This is a genomic window from Lachnoanaerobaculum saburreum DSM 3986, from assembly GCF_000185385.1.
Classification (GTDB): Bacteria; Bacillota; Clostridia; order Lachnospirales; family Lachnospiraceae; genus Lachnoanaerobaculum; species Lachnoanaerobaculum saburreum.
Map to the genome: position 1 here is coordinate 1971915 of NZ_GL622296.1, position 17014 is coordinate 1988928.

Annotated in this window: 17 protein-coding genes; 1 reads left to right on the top strand and 16 read right to left on the bottom strand. The window is 37.2% G+C overall.

Annotated features, from left to right (window positions below):
* Positions 1-620: 620 nt before the first annotated feature.
* The 9 genes from HMPREF0381_RS09075 to HMPREF0381_RS09115 all read right to left on the bottom strand — a co-directional run bounded on the left by HMPREF0381_RS09075 (position 621) and on the right by HMPREF0381_RS09115 (position 9118).
* Positions 621-1649 (bottom strand): RNA ligase family protein, encoded by a 1029-nt coding sequence (locus HMPREF0381_RS09075; protein WP_008751668.1) that lies wholly within the window; start codon positions 1647-1649, stop codon positions 621-623.
* Positions 1650-1716: 67 nt separating this feature from the next.
* Complete coding sequence (locus tag HMPREF0381_RS09080; protein WP_040461341.1) at positions 1717-2586, bottom strand: BadF/BadG/BcrA/BcrD ATPase family protein; 870 nt, start codon at positions 2584-2586, stop codon at positions 1717-1719.
* Complete coding sequence (locus HMPREF0381_RS09085; protein WP_008751670.1) at positions 2586-3689, bottom strand: DUF871 domain-containing protein; 1104 nt, start codon at positions 3687-3689, stop codon at positions 2586-2588. The genes HMPREF0381_RS09080 and HMPREF0381_RS09085 overlap by 1 nt, the downstream gene beginning before the upstream one ends.
* 27 nt (positions 3690-3716) lie before the next feature.
* Positions 3717-5066: a PTS sugar transporter subunit IIC gene (locus HMPREF0381_RS09090; RefSeq protein ID WP_008751671.1), complete on the bottom strand. Its 1350-nt coding sequence runs from the start codon at positions 5064-5066 to the stop codon at positions 3717-3719.
* A 1-nt stretch (position 5067) separates the two neighbouring features.
* Positions 5068-5379 carry a PTS sugar transporter subunit IIB gene (locus tag HMPREF0381_RS09095; protein ID WP_008751672.1) on the bottom strand — a complete coding sequence of 104 codons (312 nt, stop codon included), beginning with the start codon at positions 5377-5379 and terminating at the stop codon, positions 5068-5070.
* 132 nt (positions 5380-5511) lie between these two features.
* Positions 5512-6438, bottom strand: coding sequence for an N-acetylmuramic acid 6-phosphate etherase (gene murQ, locus HMPREF0381_RS09100; RefSeq protein ID WP_008751673.1), 927 nt, complete (start codon positions 6436-6438; stop codon positions 5512-5514).
* Positions 6425-7870: a glycoside hydrolase family 1 protein gene (locus tag HMPREF0381_RS09105; protein ID WP_008751674.1), complete on the bottom strand. Its 1446-nt coding sequence runs from the start codon at positions 7868-7870 to the stop codon at positions 6425-6427. The genes murQ and HMPREF0381_RS09105 overlap by 14 nt, the downstream gene beginning before the upstream one ends.
* A 21-nt stretch (positions 7871-7891) precedes the next feature.
* Positions 7892-8734 carry a MurR/RpiR family transcriptional regulator gene (locus HMPREF0381_RS09110; RefSeq protein WP_008751675.1) on the bottom strand — a complete coding sequence of 281 codons (843 nt, stop codon included), beginning with the start codon at positions 8732-8734 and terminating at the stop codon, positions 7892-7894.
* Between the two features lie 33 nt (positions 8735-8767).
* A complete protein-coding gene (locus tag HMPREF0381_RS09115; protein ID WP_008751676.1) occupies positions 8768-9118 on the bottom strand; it encodes a PTS lactose/cellobiose transporter subunit IIA in 351 nt (116 codons plus the stop codon).
* A gap of 245 nt (positions 9119-9363) precedes the next feature.
* Here HMPREF0381_RS09115 and HMPREF0381_RS09120 point away from each other — a divergent pair, with 245 nt between their 5' ends.
* Entirely contained in the window at positions 9364-10581 is a 1218-nt protein-coding gene (locus HMPREF0381_RS09120; RefSeq protein ID WP_008751677.1) for an LL-diaminopimelate aminotransferase, read from the top strand.
* Between the two features lie 55 nt (positions 10582-10636).
* On the opposite strand, the gene HMPREF0381_RS09125 is transcribed toward HMPREF0381_RS09120, so the two are convergent.
* From HMPREF0381_RS09125 to HMPREF0381_RS09155, 7 genes are all read right to left on the bottom strand, one after another.
* Entirely contained in the window at positions 10637-11209 is a 573-nt protein-coding gene (locus tag HMPREF0381_RS09125) for a GNAT family N-acetyltransferase (protein WP_008751678.1), read from the bottom strand.
* Entirely contained in the window at positions 11202-11894 is a 693-nt protein-coding gene (locus tag HMPREF0381_RS09130) for a potassium channel family protein (protein ID WP_008751679.1), read from the bottom strand. The genes HMPREF0381_RS09125 and HMPREF0381_RS09130 overlap by 8 nt, the downstream gene beginning before the upstream one ends.
* A gap of 25 nt (positions 11895-11919) precedes the next feature.
* Positions 11920-13260: a TrkH family potassium uptake protein gene (locus HMPREF0381_RS09135; protein ID WP_008751680.1), complete on the bottom strand. Its 1341-nt coding sequence runs from the start codon at positions 13258-13260 to the stop codon at positions 11920-11922.
* Between the two features lie 63 nt (positions 13261-13323).
* Entirely contained in the window at positions 13324-14739 is a 1416-nt protein-coding gene (locus tag HMPREF0381_RS09140) for an oxaloacetate decarboxylase subunit alpha (protein WP_008751681.1), read from the bottom strand.
* A gap of 9 nt (positions 14740-14748) precedes the next feature.
* Positions 14749-15900, bottom strand: coding sequence for a sodium ion-translocating decarboxylase subunit beta (locus HMPREF0381_RS09145; protein ID WP_008751682.1), 1152 nt, complete (start codon positions 15898-15900; stop codon positions 14749-14751).
* A 16-nt stretch (positions 15901-15916) separates the two neighbouring features.
* A complete protein-coding gene (locus HMPREF0381_RS09150; protein WP_008751683.1) occupies positions 15917-16273 on the bottom strand; it encodes a biotin/lipoyl-containing protein in 357 nt (118 codons plus the stop codon).
* Positions 16274-16284: 11 nt separating this feature from the next.
* Positions 16285-17010 (bottom strand): OadG family protein, encoded by a 726-nt coding sequence (locus HMPREF0381_RS09155; RefSeq protein ID WP_008751684.1) that lies wholly within the window; start codon positions 17008-17010, stop codon positions 16285-16287.
* Positions 17011-17014: the final 4 nt, after the last annotated feature.

Genomic DNA, 17014 nt, shown 5'->3' on the forward strand with positions numbered 1-17014 from the left:
CATCTGTTTTCACAGATCTACTGTTTTTTAAGGTTTTAAATTCTGTTCGAATCTAAACGTTGTTTGCTGAAATCTCATTACATAATCATATGTAGCACCATCGTCTCGCTACGCTCGACGAGGTGCACTATTTTTCTAAACTCGAACTTCGCTTCGCTCGTTCTCGCTAAGAAAAATATGTGAATTTTCAAGGTTGTGTGCACTGTTTAATCTTAAATTATCATGGTTCATTGTTTTGCTGTCTCAAACAGCTCAATTATTATATCAAACTCATTTTATCCTGTCAAGAACTTTTTAAAGTTTTTTCAGATTATTTTAAGTTTGTGCTGCTCTTTTCAAACAGCTTTAATATAATACCACCTATTCAATATCTTGTCAACAACAATTTAATTTATTTTTAAATTGTTAAGATATTTGAATTGAGTCATCTGCAAAAGCAGTGTGTTAATTATACGGTTTTCCTATTTCAAAGTCAAGATAAATTTAAAATTAATTGTAAAACTTATAAGCAAAATTATAGGCCTTCTATTATAAAGTCCTGATATACCCTAAACAAACTTTGACTGCAGCTTAGATATTGCTTTTATATCCATCACTGCAGCCATATAAAAAGTAATTTGCTACTCCTTCAAAAGATAATCGTTATTAAGGACTTTCATAGACAGCGGGCCTGCTATGGTATTTGAATACACCGCTTCTATAGGTCTTATTACAATACCTTCCTTATTTTTGCCTGAAGCGTACTTTCCCTTTGCTCTTTCCAAAAGTTCATCAACGCTTTTATATTGAAACTCTTCTTCCACTTCCTCTATCGGAACCATATTTAAGCCAAGCAGTTTACATATCTCCTCGGTCTTATATAGGGAAAGTCTTTTATTTGTGTTCATATCCGTTACTGTAAATACATACCACTCTGGTTCTGTCAGCTTCAACCTGTTTTTTTGAATGCCGGGTCCACAAAATTCACCTTGAATAGCTATATTGTCAAGATTATTTTCTTTTAATCTCTCTTCTATTTTATGCTTATGGGCATATTTCCACATGGCAGATTTATCATCATCTGCATATTCATAGTTTCTGCCGCATACACCGAAATGTTCACCTCTTTTGTACATAGTTACACTGCAGCCGTCCATTTTAGTACTTATATAGTATCCTTTTACAGATTTAAACTCTTCTATCAACTCGGGATATGACTGTACTCTAAGTTCATCGGTTTTTGAGATCTCACTTGGAAACTCCGCAATAACTGTACCGTCATTACTTACCCTTTCCTCTATCTCCCATTTTCTTATTCCAAGAAGCTCGGTTACATCATCATCTATTTCATATTCACCTTCAGGAAGTATTTCTAAAGGTTGTACCAATCCCTGTGATATCTGTCCTCTGAATTTCATGGTTTTCAGCCTGAATCCCGCCCCCATTATTTCATTCTCTTTAAAGCTGCTTGCTCGAAGGAATTCAAAACGTTCACATACAGGAAGGAATGAATCCACTTCCATATATATACATTTATCACCTATACTGAATTGACCTTTGTTAGCTACACATTGCCATCCCAATACATGTACACATTCTATCTTTTCAGCACCCTCTATAGGCGTGATATTATGTACATACTGTATGGATGCCAGTTTTCTTTTTCCCATTTTTCACCTCAACAAAATATAACTTTTTTCTTTATACTCATTATAGCAAAAACATTTCCGCTTTTCACTATACCTGTAGTATACTCCCCTTTTCAGGCGGATAAATCGGTGCAACAAGCTCAATATCAGGATTCATTTCCTTTATACATTTTATGATATACTCTGACTTGAAGACTCCGCCTATATAGCCGGCCTTTATTTTTTTTAAGCCTTCAAAGTTTTTTCCTATTGCCTTTATATGCAAAGAAATCTCATTCGCCGCAGCAAAAAAAATATCCCTCACACTTTCACTGATATCTAAATACTTTGATGCGGCCGCTGCCAGACCTGCAATTTTATCTCTGCTAAAGTCTGATGTGGCTATCATATTAAAACTTATATTGTCAAAGTAATCCTCTACAATATCAGATATTACGCTCTTATCCAGTCTGCCGTCCGCTTCCTTTAACGCTCTTGATATAAGCGCTTTTCCTATACTGTAGGCACTTCCCTCATCACCGTATCTGTATCCGAATCCTCCGCACCTGAAGGTCTTATCACCTATCTTCGCCAGAGCAATGCTTCCTGTCCCTGCAATCATAAGAATGCCGTCTTCTCCTGCAAGCGCACCGAGCAAGGCCGCATATGCATCCGAACAGAGCTTAAATTCATCAAAAACTGTACCAAACTCATCCTCCAGTTTTTTTCTGTAATCTGCATTTATACCGTATCCGCCAAGTCCCGCTCCGACTTTCAAAATATAATCACTGTCATTTATCTTTTCAAGTAATTTTTCTTTGGTATCTGTAAGAACAGATACCGCTTCTTTAAAACTTGTCTGTGCCGGATGAATTGTAGGCATAGTAATTGATGCAACACTGTTTTTATCAGAGTCAAAGAGGTCAAACTTTGTCTTTGTTCCTCCACCGTCTATTCCTATATAATAAATCTTTGACATTATAATTCCTTTATCTTTAATTCCTTCATTGCAAACTTCTGCCAAGGTCTGATATAATCTAAAAGAAACAACTCATTTTTATCAATATGTCCCACTACAGAGCTCATTCCCGAATTGTCCATATCATTTAGAGCAATCTGAAGCTCCCCTGCATAATGACCGTATAGCGAACTCTCTATTATTATATCCCCTCTCTTTATAGGTGACGGATTGATTACTTCAAACCTTTCTCCCTTATACTTTACCCTTGATGCAGTTGACCTTATAAAATTCTCAGATTTATCACCTCTGTTAAAATGCATCTCATTTAAAACTATATTTTTTTCAAGTTTAGGAAGCCCCGGCAAAAGCTCCACATCAAAACATACCCTGTCAAGAGGAATACATTTAATCTTCTCAAGTTCCTCATCACTTGGATAGCAGTTTGATATGATTATATCGTCAATATCTCCAAGAGCAATCATATGCTTGAGCTGCTTGTCAATATCCATATTTCTGTGCATTTCAAGACTTGGCAGTCCGAAATCGGTAGGCCAAGGTCCGAATGAACCTGCATTTCTTGTTGTTATAAAAGCTGCCGTATTAAGTCCATATTTTTTAAATCTGTTTGTACAACTTCTAAAGAAATCCAAACCAAGTCCGCTATAGTTATGCGGATAGAAATTGTGGCAACCATACAGATTGTATCTGTTCGGCTCATAATTCATTATGGTATCTATAGTAGACACATCATTTGACATATTTATTTCTATCTTTAATCCATATTCATTAAAGGTCATCAATGACTCTTCAAGTCCGGTAAAGCCTATATCAAGCCTCAGACCGTCTGCACCTATTTCATTAAAGAAACCAAGATCCTTATAAGAAATATCAAGCTTGCTAAATACAGCAGGCGATACATCTACTATTATTTCAAAACCTAAACTTTTTGCATAGAGATTAATCTCTCTAAAATCATGTATTATCTCTTCTTTTGATTTATTCACTGATAAAAGGCATGAGAATATACGCAAAAAGCCGGAATCTCCGGCTTTCTTAATATATGCAACAATATTCTCCAAACTGTCTTTTTCAGGATAAATTGATATTCCAAGTCTACGCATAACTCTCCTTATAACTATCCAATTTTATTATGCAGCCGCTTCTGGGCTCTCCTCCTGCTTCTTCAAATCAGCATCATACTTGTTAAAAAACGGAAGATACACAAGTACTGACAGTATTATTAAAAGTACATTCAATATCAAAGCTCTGATATCACCATTTGTTGCAAGAAATGCACCGATAGGCCCCGGCAAAGTCCATGGTACGGATGCCACCACTCTGTTTACAAGCCCAAGTTCTGTTGCAATCCATGCAATAACGGCACAGATAATAGGATTAAGTACAAACGGTATCAAAAGCACCGGATTTAATATAATAGGACAACCGAAAATCATCGGCTCATTTATATTAAACAATGCAGGCACAAATGCCACCTTACCAAGTGTCTTGCCATACTGTGACCTTGATTTAAGTAACAGCAATATTGCAAGCCCGATAGTTGTTCCTGAACCTCCGATATAGATAAACCACTGATAGAAAGGCTCAGGAGCAATATTGGGAATAGCTGAACCTACTGCAAATGCATTTGAATTTTGCTCAAGAAGCATCAGCCAAATAGGTCTTGTTACACTGCCTACAACACTGCTTCCATGAATGCCGAAGCACCAGAAGAATGAGTCAAGGAATGTAAGAAGCAATACCGAAGGAAGTGTATCGGCAACTGTAACTATAGGTCTGATAACAGCACCTATAATATCATGAACTCTTATGCCAAGCCACATTGTAACAGTTGAGAACAGAAGCAGAATAATAACTGTAGGTGTAAGTGCCTCAAAGCTTCTTGCAACTGAAGGCGGAACCTGCTCAGGCATTCTTATCTTAAAGCCTGACTTCTGTGTAAATCTGTAGATTTCAACGGCAATAAATGCGGAGATAATACCGACAAACATACCGTCAGAACCGATATATGACATGCCAAGATGCCATCCGCTCGGTACAGCTTTTATATAATCTGCCAAAGCCTGATTATTTGCAGCAAGATTTTGAATTTCTTCACTTGCCTCAGGTAAAGAAGTAGGTACAACTGTCAACAAAAATGCAAGTTCTGAAAGAATGGCGCCTGAAAGCCCGTCAAGGTCATAACTTTTTGCCAATGAAAATCCTATTCCAAATACCGCATATAATGTCATAATATACATTGCCATACGATATGGAAGCAAAATTCTGCCTGCGTTTGCCTTAATAAACTGTGCAATGCCCCAGCTTGCCGGCATCTGATTCGGCAAAAATGCAATTACAAGAAAAAGTGAACTTACTACTACAATCGGCAAAGTAGCAATAATACCGTCTCTTATCGCTCTGAGATGTCTTTGCTCGCTGAGCTTTGCCATCGGTGTACTTAGATTTTTATCTAAGAACGCAGCAATTTTATCAAACATTTTAGTTTCCTCCTGTCAGCCCCTTCATCTGTGTATAAAGCTTAGGTCCACCAAGTGGTGAATAAGCCATAGGTTCAATAAGCGCACATGGAATATTCTGTGCATCTGCCGCCGCCTTAATGTTGTCAAATCTGTGACGAATCTGCGGTGCAACCATTACACAATTCCAACCTTTCTTTACCTCATCATCAACTGCCTGAGTACCGATTGCAAGAACTTCGATATCCTCACCATGCTTTGCAGCCTCTTTTTTCAAAGCATTTACAGCGATTGTTGATGACATACCGCCTGAACAAACAAATAATACCTTCATAATATTACCTTCTTTCTAAATCTGATATTGTTTCTTTTTTATCAGATTTTTAATTTTAATACAAATTTTTACCATATACTATAAGAATTTACCAATGAAAATCAGCTACAGATTCTCTAAAACAGGTGAATCTCACCGGATCCTCTCAACAGATTCTCTTAACAAACTCTTTATTGTGGCACTGACATTCAGTTCATTCTCTTTAAGTGTCTGTCTTGCTTTTATGGCATCTGCTCCTGAAATCCCCATCACTATTGCCGCCTTAACATCATAACCTGAATCCTCTAAAAGCTTCTTTGCAATTTCCTTATCTGTTCCTGTGGCTTCACTTACTATATTAAGTGCTCTGACTCTCAGCTTCTCATTAGTTGCAGCAACATCTACCATAAGATTTTGGTACACCTTACCGATTTTTACCATTGTTGTGGTGGAGATCATATTTAACACCATCTTCTGTGCGGTTCCGGCCTTCATTCTGGTAGAACCTGTCACTACCTCAGCTCCAACCACCACCTCAATAGGAACATCACAAAGCTTTGATATCTTTGCACCTCTTACACAGCTTACAGCTACAGTCTTTGCTCCAAGACTTTTGGCATATTCCAATCCGCCGATTACATAAGGCGTTCTTCCGCTTGCTGCAAGCCCTACTAAAGTATCTTTTTTGCTGAATTCAAGTTCCTTTAAATCATTAACCGCAAGTTCTTTTGAGTCCTCGGCACCCTCTATCGCCTTCCTCATCGCCTTGTCGCCGCCTGCCATAATACCTGTTACCATGTCAAACGGCACACCATAGGTCGGAGGACATTCACTGGCATCAAGTATACCAAGTCTTCCTGAAGTACCTGCACCTATATAAATAAGCCTTCCGCCTCTTTTTATACTTTCTACTGCAAAATCAACCGCCTCTCCTATCTTTTGTATAGCAGGTTCTACACAGTCCGCTATTTTTTTATCCTCTTGATTTATCTTTTCAATAATTTCTACAGTGGAAAGTTCGTCAAGATTCATCGTGTTAATATTTCTTTTCTCTGTATCCAAACTGTCAAGACTTAACAACGTTTTTCTCCTTCTCTATAAATTCCTTGTAGAATTTAAAGCTCTTTTTCTTATATCTTTTATACGTACCGTTTCCAAGATTGTCTGCGTCCACATATACTACGCCATATCTTTTAGTCATCTCTAAGGAGCCTGCGGATACTATATCCACAATACCCCAAAGCAAATATGCCAGACACTCCACACCGTCATCTATAGCAAGCTTTATCTGTTCAAAGTGATCATTAAGGTACTGAATTCTATAATCATCATTTATGATATTACCTTCTTCCAACACATCATTGTATCCGAAGCTGTTCTCTGTAATCATCACAGGTTTTTTATATCTGTCATAAATCTTGTTCATAGAAATCCTCATGCCTACAGGGTCAATCTGCCATCCCCACTCATTTGCCTTTAAGTATGGGTTTTTTGTACTCACAACTAAGTTTCCGGCAGTCTTCTCCATTTCCTCAAAAGCACATACATTTGACTGATAGTATGAAAATCCGACAAAATCAGCTGTATTATTTCTTAAAATCTCTCTATCACCCGGTAAAAACTCCACCTTTATATCGTTATCTCTAAAGTACTTTTTCATATAATACGGATACTCACCGGCTGCTAAAACATCTGTGAAGAACCATTGATTTATCTGTTCATACTGTAATGTCTTCAGCTGATCAAGCGGATTACAAGAATATCCGTAATAGCAAAAACAGGCGGCCATACAGCCGAAACTTGCTTTTAACATCTTTTTACCAAGCTCTATAACCTTTGCAGAAGCAATAAACTGATTATGAAGTCCTGCAAATATATCATTCAAATCATACCCGCTACCCTTTCTATTCTCATCTCTAAGAAGTCCAAGACCGTTAAAAGGGCTGAAAAAACCTGTATTTATCTCATTAAAAGGTACTACAAAATCAAGATATTCTCCAAACCTCTCAAAAATAACCTTTGCATATTTTAGATACAAATCAATAAGCTTTCTGTTTTTCCAACCGCCATACTTTTCTACCAAAGCAAGCGGGAGTGCATAATGTGTGAGACTGAGATATATTTTGATACCCTTTGACTTAAGTTTCTTTAAAATATCTCCATACATATTCAGTGCTTCCTCATTCGGAGTCTCTTCTTCTCCTGTAGGAAATATTCTTGACCATGCAATAGAAATTCTATATATATCTATTCCAAGTTCACTCAAGTATTCTATATCTTCATCTATATGTAATAACCCCTCGCTGCCCTTTCTTCCCGGGAAAAAATCTCCGTCAAGCGGATGTTTTGCCCTCTCTATATCGGCCTTTGTAAGAAGTCTTGTAGAAGTAGTGGCATTATCTGTTCTTTTTATATATCTTCTGCAATCCTGTGTATCCATACCTTTATTAAAAAGTTCAAATCCGCCTTCATATTGACTTGAGGCACTTGCACCTCCCCAAAGCATTCTCATGTTTTCACTTCCTTTATAAAATCAGTCTCTGAGTCTCTTAATCAAATCTCTTGTAGCTTCGATATCATGAAGCACCTCCGGATAATGCCTATGTGTTATAGCCAGATAAATAGTATCAAGCAAGGTAAGAGTTGTATTACGACTTGAAATGGCTCCAAGTCTAAGTTCTCTTTCATCATGTGGTACTCTCAAAGTTATATCACAAATCTTTGAAAGTTCATTTTTTCCGTAGCAACATATACCGACAGTCTTTGCACCGGCCTTTTTTGCAATCTCTGCAACAAGTACAGTTTCCTTTGTATTTCCGCTATAACTTACACATACACAGGAATCTTCCTTTGTTATAAAATTCAAATTTACAAGTTGTAAATGGATATCATTATTGAAAACCACATCCTTTCCAATCCTTGAAAGCTTATAATTGATATCATAACAAACTATACCGCTTGCACCTACTCCGAACAGATATACCTTCTTTGCCAAGTCAATAGCATCTATGCTTTTTTCTATCAGATCCATATCCATAAGTGCATAAAGCTTTTCAATACTTTTTACAAGATTTCTCTTATTCTTTTCAACTATCTCATAAAGCCCGTCTTTTGGATGTATTATCTCATCTGTAATATCCGGCTTTTGCGAGTCCATATCCGCTGCAATCGCAAGCTTCAGTTGCTGTAGCCCGTCAAATTTCAAAGCCTTTACAAATCTTATAACTGTAGCCGGTGAAGTATCTGTTGTCGCTGCAATAGACTGTATACTTTCATTTATGGCATCCTTATAATTTTCTATAAAATAATCCGCCACCTTTTTTTCCGACTTGGTAAACTTCCTATACTCCTCTTTTATTTGTAATACTATGTCCATGTACCGTCTCCAAGCTATAGCTGTTGATGAGCATTATATCTTTTTCTTTATATCTTCAATCTCCGCCTTTAAATCATATATTGTTTTATAAAGCGAAATCATCTCTTCAGCTAATTCCTCCGCTACATTTGCCATAGTCAAATGATCCTGTGAATGAATCAAAATAATATTTACAGGAACCGGATCTCCGCCTGCTTCCTGTGCAATCATATCGGTTTGAAGCTCATGTGCCTTCAGAAGTTTTTTATTTGCCTCATTTATCTTCTCATTTGCCGAGTCAAATCTTCCCTTTCTTGCATCACAAATTGCATCCATTGAATATCCCTTGCTGTCACCTGCCGTAGCAATTATTTCAAATGAAACCTGATAATCTTCTTCTCTCATAAAAGCTCCTACTAATCCTAAATAAAATATTGTTTCAAAAAATATTTTATTTAAAGAAATATTGTTTCTGAGTGTATTTAATCACAATACCTTTTAAATGTCAATATATTATATAATCTTTTATTAAAATAACTTATTTCAGATTTTTTAAATACAATTTTTTAAAATTCTTATTGACATTATAAAAATTTAGATTTAAAGTACAGACTTAAAAAGTCATAAACTTCAATATAAAGGGGTACTAAATGTTAAAAATCAATACAAATTTTCAGAAACTTCCCGGCAGTTATTTATTTTCCGCCATTGCAAAGAAAATAGAAAATTATAAGAATGCAAACCCTGACAAGGATGTTATTCGTCTCGGTATCGGTGATGTTACAAGACCTCTTACAAAAAGTGTCATTGACGCACTTCATACTTCGGTTGACGAGATGGCACATGAAGAAACTTTTAGAGGATACGCTCCTGACCTTGGTTATAGTTTCCTTCGTGAAGCTGTCGCAAAGAACGACTTTGAAAAACGCGGCTGTGATATTTCGGCTGACGAAATCTTTGTATCTGACGGTGCAAAATGTGATTCGGGAAATATTCAGGAGCTTTTTTCTCTTGACAACACTGTAGGTGTATGTGACCCTGTATACCCTGTATATGTCGACTCCAATGTTATGGCCGGTCGTGCTGGCGACTATATCGCCGATTTAAGTAAATTTTCAAATATCACATATATGCTGTGCAGTGCCGAAAACAATTTTGCTCCGAACTTGCCTGAAGTTATGCCTGATATTATTTATCTTTGTTTCCCGAACAACCCTACCGGTGCCACTATGAAAAAAAGTGAACTACAAAAGTGGGTTGATGCAGCCAATGCAAGTAAATCTGTGATTATATATGACGCCGCATACGAGGCATATATAAGAGAAGACGATGTACCACATTCAATCTATGAATGCAAAGGTGCAAAGACCTGTGCTATTGAACTTCGCTCCTTTTCAAAGACTGCAGGTTTTACAGGTCTGCGTCTGGGCTATGCGGTAGTTCCGAAAGATTTGATCATGGACGGCTGCTCACTTCATGATATGTGGGCAAGACGCCACGGTACAAAATATAACGGCGCACCTTATATTGTACAAAGAGCCGGTGAAGCTGTTTACTTTGCACAAGGCCAAGAGGAAGTTAAAGGATTGGTCAACTACTATATGCAAAACTGTGACACAATATTGAACGGGTTAAAGGATACAAACCTTAAACTCTTTGGCGGTATCAATGCCCCTTATATTTGGTTAAAGACACCTGACAATATGACAGGATGGGATTTCTTTGATTTTCTTCTTGAAAAGGCAAATGTTGTCGGAACTCCGGGAGAGGGATTCGGTCCGGGCGGAAACGGCTACTTCAGACTTACAGCATTCGGAAAACATGAGAATACCGTTGAAGCTGTAAAAAGAATACGAAATGTACTTTAATATTTTTTCGCCTCCAATTATATGGAGGCGAATTTTTCTTTAGATATGATTTTTACTAAAAGCTTTTTATATCCGAATACTTTAAAAACTCTTTAATTTCTTTATGTTCTCCTATTATCTTCTCCATCCACACCATATGATACCATCTGCCGAACTTATGTCCGCAGTTTTCAAATTTTCCTACCATCCTGTATCCCATATGTTCATGAAACTGCACACTGTTATTATTTAAATATTCATCCTCTTTATCCACATAACCTATACAGGAGTATAAATTTGTTATATTCTGTGCCTTTGCTATATCCTCCAAGACCGAGTATAATTTTTTGCCTATACCCATTTTCTTCTTATCCTGATTTAGGTATATGGTAGTCTCTGCGCTAAGTTCATAAGCTTTTCTTCCCACAAAAGGATGAAGATATGCATATCCTAATATTTCATTATTCTTTTGTGCCACAAGATACGGATAGTTTTTCATGACTTTTTCCATTCTGATTTTAAACTCTTTTACACTCGGCACCTCTGTTTCAAATGATATTGCCGTCTCGCTGACATAATATGCATATATATTAAGTAATTCGTTCGCATCCTCCGGTTCTGCCGATCTTATAGAAATATCATCAATCATTATCTTTTGCCTCTTCTTCTGTTGTAAAATTGCTTGAATCAAAATGTAAGAACTTTTCCAAATACTTATCTGCTCCATAAACCATTATATCCTGATCCTTTTCAAACTTTATCTGTGGAGTAATAGTCATATACCAGCTATCACCTTTTTTTATTGCCATAATATTAACTTTGTATTTTTTCCTTATATCAAGCTCCAATACAGTTTTTCCCTCCCAGCTTTTAGGTACCTTACATTCAAATATTGAATTTTCTCCGGGTAATTCTATATAATTTGAAATATTATTTGAGCTGTATCTTATAGCACTCCATTCAGCAAGTTGTCTTTCAGGATAAACAACCTCATCGGCACCGTTTTTTAAAAGAAATTTTGCTTGCGTATCTCTGGATGCTCTGGATACCACATATTTTGCTCCACACTCACTAAGAAGTGATGTTGTTTCAAGTGAAGTTTGAAAATCATCACCTATTGCCACAAAACAAGAATCAAAATTGCTTACACCGATTGATTTTATAAACTCGACCTTTGTACTGTCGCCAATCATTGAGTTTAAAGTATAAGGCAATACCTGCTCAATACAGTCCTCATTTCTGTCTATAGCCATTACATCATATCCAAGTTCATACAACTTTTTACATAAATGACGTCCAAAACGTCCTACTCCTATTACCAAAAAACTTTTCATTTTCAATCTTTACCTTCTATCAAATTTATCCTACAGCTACCTGCTCCTTCGGATATCTTGCATTTCCGTTATTCTTAGGATTAACGGCTGCAAAGATAAGTGTTATACCGCCCACTCTTCCTATATACATCATACAGATCAACAATATTTTTGAAATAATTCCAAGATGTGGTGTAATACCCAAAGTCAGTCCTACCGTTGCAACAGCAGATGCACACTCAAACATTGTTTCTTTCAACGAAAATCCTTCTATTCCGCTTATAATCATTGATCCGACTATAAATAAAAATATATCCAAAGCAAATACCGCAACGGCATTCTTTATTATATCCGGTTCAATCCTTTTCTTAAATACCGCTACCTCTTTATCCTGCTTTAAAACGGAACACATTGTAGCAACTAAAATAAAAATTGTAGTCATCTTTATACCGCCTGCTGTAGATCCCGATCCTCCACCTATCAACATCAAAATAATCGTCATTGCTATACCGTTGTCACTGAATTTCGTATAATCAATTGTATTAAATCCTGCCGTTCTGGGGGTGACAGCTTGAAATACACTTGAAAGTACTCTTGTTTTAATATTCAAAGTGCTAAACTCCGTAAAGAAAAATAAAACAGACGGAAATACAACCAAAACAGTACTCATTAAAAAAACTATCTTGGTTTGAGTGGAATATCTCTTAAAATCAAATTTGTAATTAACTACATCCCTCCATATAAGAAAACCCAGACCTCCTATTAGTATCAATAACATTATTGTTATATTTATCATTATATCCGATTGGTATTTTGTTAATGAAGAAAATTTACTCACATCACCCATCAGATCAAATCCTGCATTACAAAATGCGGATATTGAATGAAATATCGAATAATAGATACCCTTTGTTACTCCAAAGTCTTTCATAAAGCTTGGAAACATAAGAAATGCACCGATCATCTCAATAATAACAGTTCCCTTAAATATAAAACTTGTAAGTTTAACAATACCTCCTATTTGTGGGGCCGACAGAGCATTTTGTAATGTTGCTCTGTCCCTGAGTCCTATTTTTTTACCTGCCACCTGTGTAAATACAGCTATCATTGTAACTACACCAAGCCCTCCGCATTGTATCATAGCTATAATTATTATCTTCCCGAATAAAGACCAATGTGTAGCCGTATCATATACTATAAGTCCTGTAACACAGCTTGCACTTGTAGCTGTAAATAAAGCATCTATAAACGGTGTAAATTCTCCGCTTCTTGATGAAACAGGAAGACTTAGAATACTTGCACCTAAAAATATCATAATGATAAAACCGAATAATATAATTCTTGCACTGCTGAACTGATTTAAAACTTTTTTCTTTATTTCTTTCATTTTCTTTTACATAAAAATCCCCTACATTAAGTAAGTAAGGGATTTTGTGAATATACCTTTTATTTATACCGGATATGCTCCCGCTTCTTTATTCGCCTTAGTCATATCCACCTTTGTCTTTTGTGCCTCTCTGTACTCAAAGAACTCTTCAGCAACCTTTGGGAACAGTGCGTACGTCAGCACATCCTCATCCTGTTGTTTCCACTTTGCCACCTTTTTTTCAAACTCAGGAAGTTGCGGCTTTATCAGGTCAGCCGGTCTACAAGTAATAGGCTTTTCGTCACCTATTATCTTCTTTTGTACTTCCTTGTTGAAAGGCTTGATAGTCTGACCGAACTCTCCAAGCATTATTTTCTTAGACTCTTTCGGAACTATCTTATATCTCTCACCTGAAAGCACATTCATAACAGCCTGTGTACCCACTATCTGTGATGAAGGAGTAACAAGCGGCGGCTCGCCGAAATCTTTTCTTACTCTTGGGATTTCTTCCAAAACCTCTCTGTACTTATCTTCTTTTCCGGCTTCTTTAAGCTGATTGATAAGATTTGAAAGCATACCTCCCGGAACCTGATATTTCAATGTGTTTATATTTACGCCAAGTACCTTAGGATTTAGAAGTCCGCTCTTTAAAAACTCTTCTCTTATCGGTCTGAAGTAGTCAGCTATCTCGGATAAAAGATTGATATCAAGTCCTGTATCGTAAGGTGTTCCCTTAAATGTCTCCACCATAACTTCTGTGGCAGGCTGTGAGGTACCGAGTGCAAACGGTGAAATTGCAGTATCAATGATATCACAGCCCGACTCTACAGCTTTTAAAAGAGACATTGATGCAAGACCTGCCGTATAGTGAGTATGAAGTTCTATAGGTAACTTGGTAGATTCCTTAAGGCTTCCTATAAGCTCCTGTGCGGCATATGGTGTCAAAAGACCTGCCATATCCTTAACACAAAGTGAGTCCGCACCCATATCCTCTATTCTCTTTGCAATGTCTTTCCAGTAATCAAGTGTATATGCATCACCCAAAGTGTAACAAAGTGCTATCTGAACCTCTGCATTCTTTTCCTTATTTGCCGCATTTACAGCAGTCTTTAAGTTTCTGATATCATTAAGTGCATCAAATATACGAATGATATCAATACCGTTTGCTACCGACTTTTGAACAAAATATTCTACAACATCATCCGCATAATGATTGTAACCTAAGATATTCTGGCCTCTAAATAACATCTGAAGCTTGGTATTTTTAAATCCTGCTTTAAACTTACGAAGTCTCTCCCATGGATCTTCATGTAAAAATCTTAAGGAAGCATCAAATGTAGCACCACCCCAACATTCTACAGCTCTATAGCCTACCTTATCCATTTTATCTATTATAGGAAGCATCTGTTCCGTAGTCATTCTGGTTGCCACCAAAGATTGATGTGCATCACGAAGCACAGTCTCGACTATCTGAACAGGCTTTTTCTCAATTTCTGCCATAATCTCTCCTTATACTATTCCAAATATTGCCATAAAGGTTCCTGCCGCCACAGCAGTACCTATAACGCCTGCTACATTAGGTCCCATAGCATGCATCAAAAGGAAGTTTGTGGGGTCATACTCCGCACCGACCTTTTGTGAAACTCTGGCTGCCATCGGAACCGCCGATACTCCTGCCGAACCGATAAGAGGATTTACCTTACCGCCTGTAACCTTACACATTATCTTACCGAATATTACGCCTGCCCAGGTACCGAAAGCAAAAGCTATAAGACCAAGTGCTACAATCTTTAAAGTTGTAACTTTCAGGAACGCTTCCGCACTTGTAGTAGCTCCTACACTTGTTCCAAGCAAAATAACCACAATATACATCATTGCATTTGCCGCCGTCTCTGTAAGCTGTTTTACAACACCGCTCTCCTTAAAGAGATTGCCAAGCATCAGCATACCTACAAGCGGAGCTGTAGTAGGAAGTATAAGACATACCACTACTGTAACTATTATCGGGAAAAGAATCTTCTCAAGCTGTGATACAGGACGAAGCTGTTCCATCTTGATTCTCTTTTCTTCATCTGTAGTAAAGAATTTCATAATAGGCGGCTGTATAATAGGTACCAACGCCATATATGAGTATGCCGCTACAGCAATAGGTCCCAGATACTCGGTCTGTCCAAGCTTACCTGCAAGGAATATGGAAGTAGGTCCGTCGGCACCGCCTATAATAGATATGGCGGCAGCGGCCTTATCATTAAATCCCATAAGTATTGCTATAAAGTAAGCCGCATAGATTCCAAACTGTGCAGCCGCACCAAGTAAGAATGACTTCGGATTTGCAATCAGAGGTCCAAAATCTGTCTGTGCACCTACACCCATAAATATAAGTGACGGCAATATACTCCACTCATCCAAAATATAGAAATAATGAAGTAAACCGCCCACTCCGTTTGTAGAGTTCTCAGGCTTTAACATTATATCAGGATAGATATTTACAAGTAACATACCAAAGGCGATAGGCACCAACAAAAGCGGCTCAAATCCTCTCTTGATTGCCAAATACAGAAAAATAAAGGCAACAAAAATCATTACCAGATTACCGACGGTAAGATTCATAAATGCAGTCTGAGCAATCAGATTGGATAATGTATTTAATATATAATCCATTTTTCTCCTCCGGTTACTAGTTAAGTGTTACAAGAGTTTGATTAGTCTCAACGCTGTCTCCAACATTTACATTTATGCCTGCAACAGTACCGTCTTCCGGTGCCACTATATCATTTTCCATCTTCATAGCCTCAAGTATGGCTACCACTTCACCCTTTTTTACCGCCTGATTTACACTTACCTTAATTCCAAGTATCTTACCGCTCATAGGTGCCGCCACCTTTACTCTGCCCTCACTGCCACTTGCAACAGGTGCAGCAGGCTTAACTACAGGTGCCGCAGATGCCTGTACTGCGGGAGTGCTTACACCGCCCTTTTCTTCTACAGATACCTCATATGATTTACCGTTTACTGTAATAGTATAATTTTTCATTTTAACCTCCACTATCTTTTAACTCTCTTTATTGAGCGAACAATTAAGTTTGACGCATCATTACCGCTAAACTCAGCTACAGCCGCCGTAATAACCGCTGCCAGTTCCAAGTCATCACAAAGATTTTCACCGCTCTTTTCTGAATCGGCTACAGCAATTACAGGTTTTTCCTTTGCCTTAGTCTTTAATTTATTTTCAAATATATTGATATACTTAAACAAACTTATAAGGAATGATATGAAAATAAGTATAATAAACACTGTTCCCATTCCAAGTACAGTATTCAGTGCAGCCTTTTCCATATTTTCAGCTACACTATATTTGGGTGTAATAGAAAATACTGTTACATTGTTGGTCTTTATATCAAATCCGAGTGTCATCTCAGACTTTCTCTTATCACCTGTATATTTTATCTTAACAACATAATTTCCGTCAGAAAGTTTAACATCAGTTTTATCAATACCCTGTAGGCTTCCAACTGTCTTTCTACTTGACTGAAAGCTTTTAAGCCCTTCTAAGAATGCTTGCTGATTTTGATTTCCTTTTTCAGTATCATTAATTACTTGAGCCAGCTGAGCATCATCCATCTGATAGAGCTGATTTAAAAGTGCTTCACCCTGTTTTTTCAACTGTTCAGTCATCTCACCTGTAATGTCACTTTTCTTTCCGCAGGCACCAAGCGCAAACAATACAATCATAAACAGACATAAATATAAAAATCTTTTCATCCTTTTCATGATT

Bases quoted from the DNA above. Each gene is read 5' to 3' on its own strand.
- HMPREF0381_RS09075 (WP_008751668.1), bottom strand. From the start codon at position 1,649: ATGGGAAAAAGAAAACTGGCATCCATACAGTATGTACATAATATCACG.
- HMPREF0381_RS09080 (WP_040461341.1), bottom strand. From the start codon at position 2,586: ATGTCAAAGATTTATTATATAGGAATAGACGGTGGAGGAACAAAGACA.
- HMPREF0381_RS09085 (WP_008751670.1), bottom strand. From the start codon at position 3,689: ATGCGTAGACTTGGAATATCAATTTATCCTGAAAAAGACAGTTTGGAG.
- HMPREF0381_RS09090 (WP_008751671.1), bottom strand. From the start codon at position 5,066: ATGTTTGATAAAATTGCTGCGTTCTTAGATAAAAATCTAAGTACACCG.
- HMPREF0381_RS09095 (WP_008751672.1), bottom strand. From the start codon at position 5,379: ATGAAGGTATTATTTGTTTGTTCAGGCGGTATGTCATCAACAATCGCT.
- HMPREF0381_RS09105 (WP_008751674.1), bottom strand. From the start codon at position 7,870: ATGAGAATGCTTTGGGGAGGTGCAAGTGCCTCAAGTCAATATGAAGGC.
- HMPREF0381_RS09110 (WP_008751675.1), bottom strand. From the start codon at position 8,734: ATGGACATAGTATTACAAATAAAAGAGGAGTATAGGAAGTTTACCAAG.
- HMPREF0381_RS09115 (WP_008751676.1), bottom strand. From the start codon at position 9,118: ATGAGAGAAGAAGATTATCAGGTTTCATTTGAAATAATTGCTACGGCA.
- HMPREF0381_RS09120 (WP_008751677.1), top strand. From the start codon at position 9,364: ATGTTAAAAATCAATACAAATTTTCAGAAACTTCCCGGCAGTTATTTA.
- HMPREF0381_RS09125 (WP_008751678.1), bottom strand. From the start codon at position 11,209: ATGATTGATGATATTTCTATAAGATCGGCAGAACCGGAGGATGCGAAC.
- HMPREF0381_RS09130 (WP_008751679.1), bottom strand. From the start codon at position 11,894: ATGAAAAGTTTTTTGGTAATAGGAGTAGGACGTTTTGGACGTCATTTA.
- HMPREF0381_RS09135 (WP_008751680.1), bottom strand. From the start codon at position 13,260: ATGAAAGAAATAAAGAAAAAAGTTTTAAATCAGTTCAGCAGTGCAAGA.
- HMPREF0381_RS09140 (WP_008751681.1), bottom strand. From the start codon at position 14,739: ATGGCAGAAATTGAGAAAAAGCCTGTTCAGATAGTCGAGACTGTGCTT.
- HMPREF0381_RS09145 (WP_008751682.1), bottom strand. From the start codon at position 15,900: ATGGATTATATATTAAATACATTATCCAATCTGATTGCTCAGACTGCA.
- HMPREF0381_RS09150 (WP_008751683.1), bottom strand. From the start codon at position 16,273: ATGAAAAATTATACTATTACAGTAAACGGTAAATCATATGAGGTATCT.
- HMPREF0381_RS09155 (WP_008751684.1), bottom strand. From the start codon at position 17,010: ATGAAAAGGATGAAAAGATTTTTATATTTATGTCTGTTTATGATTGTA.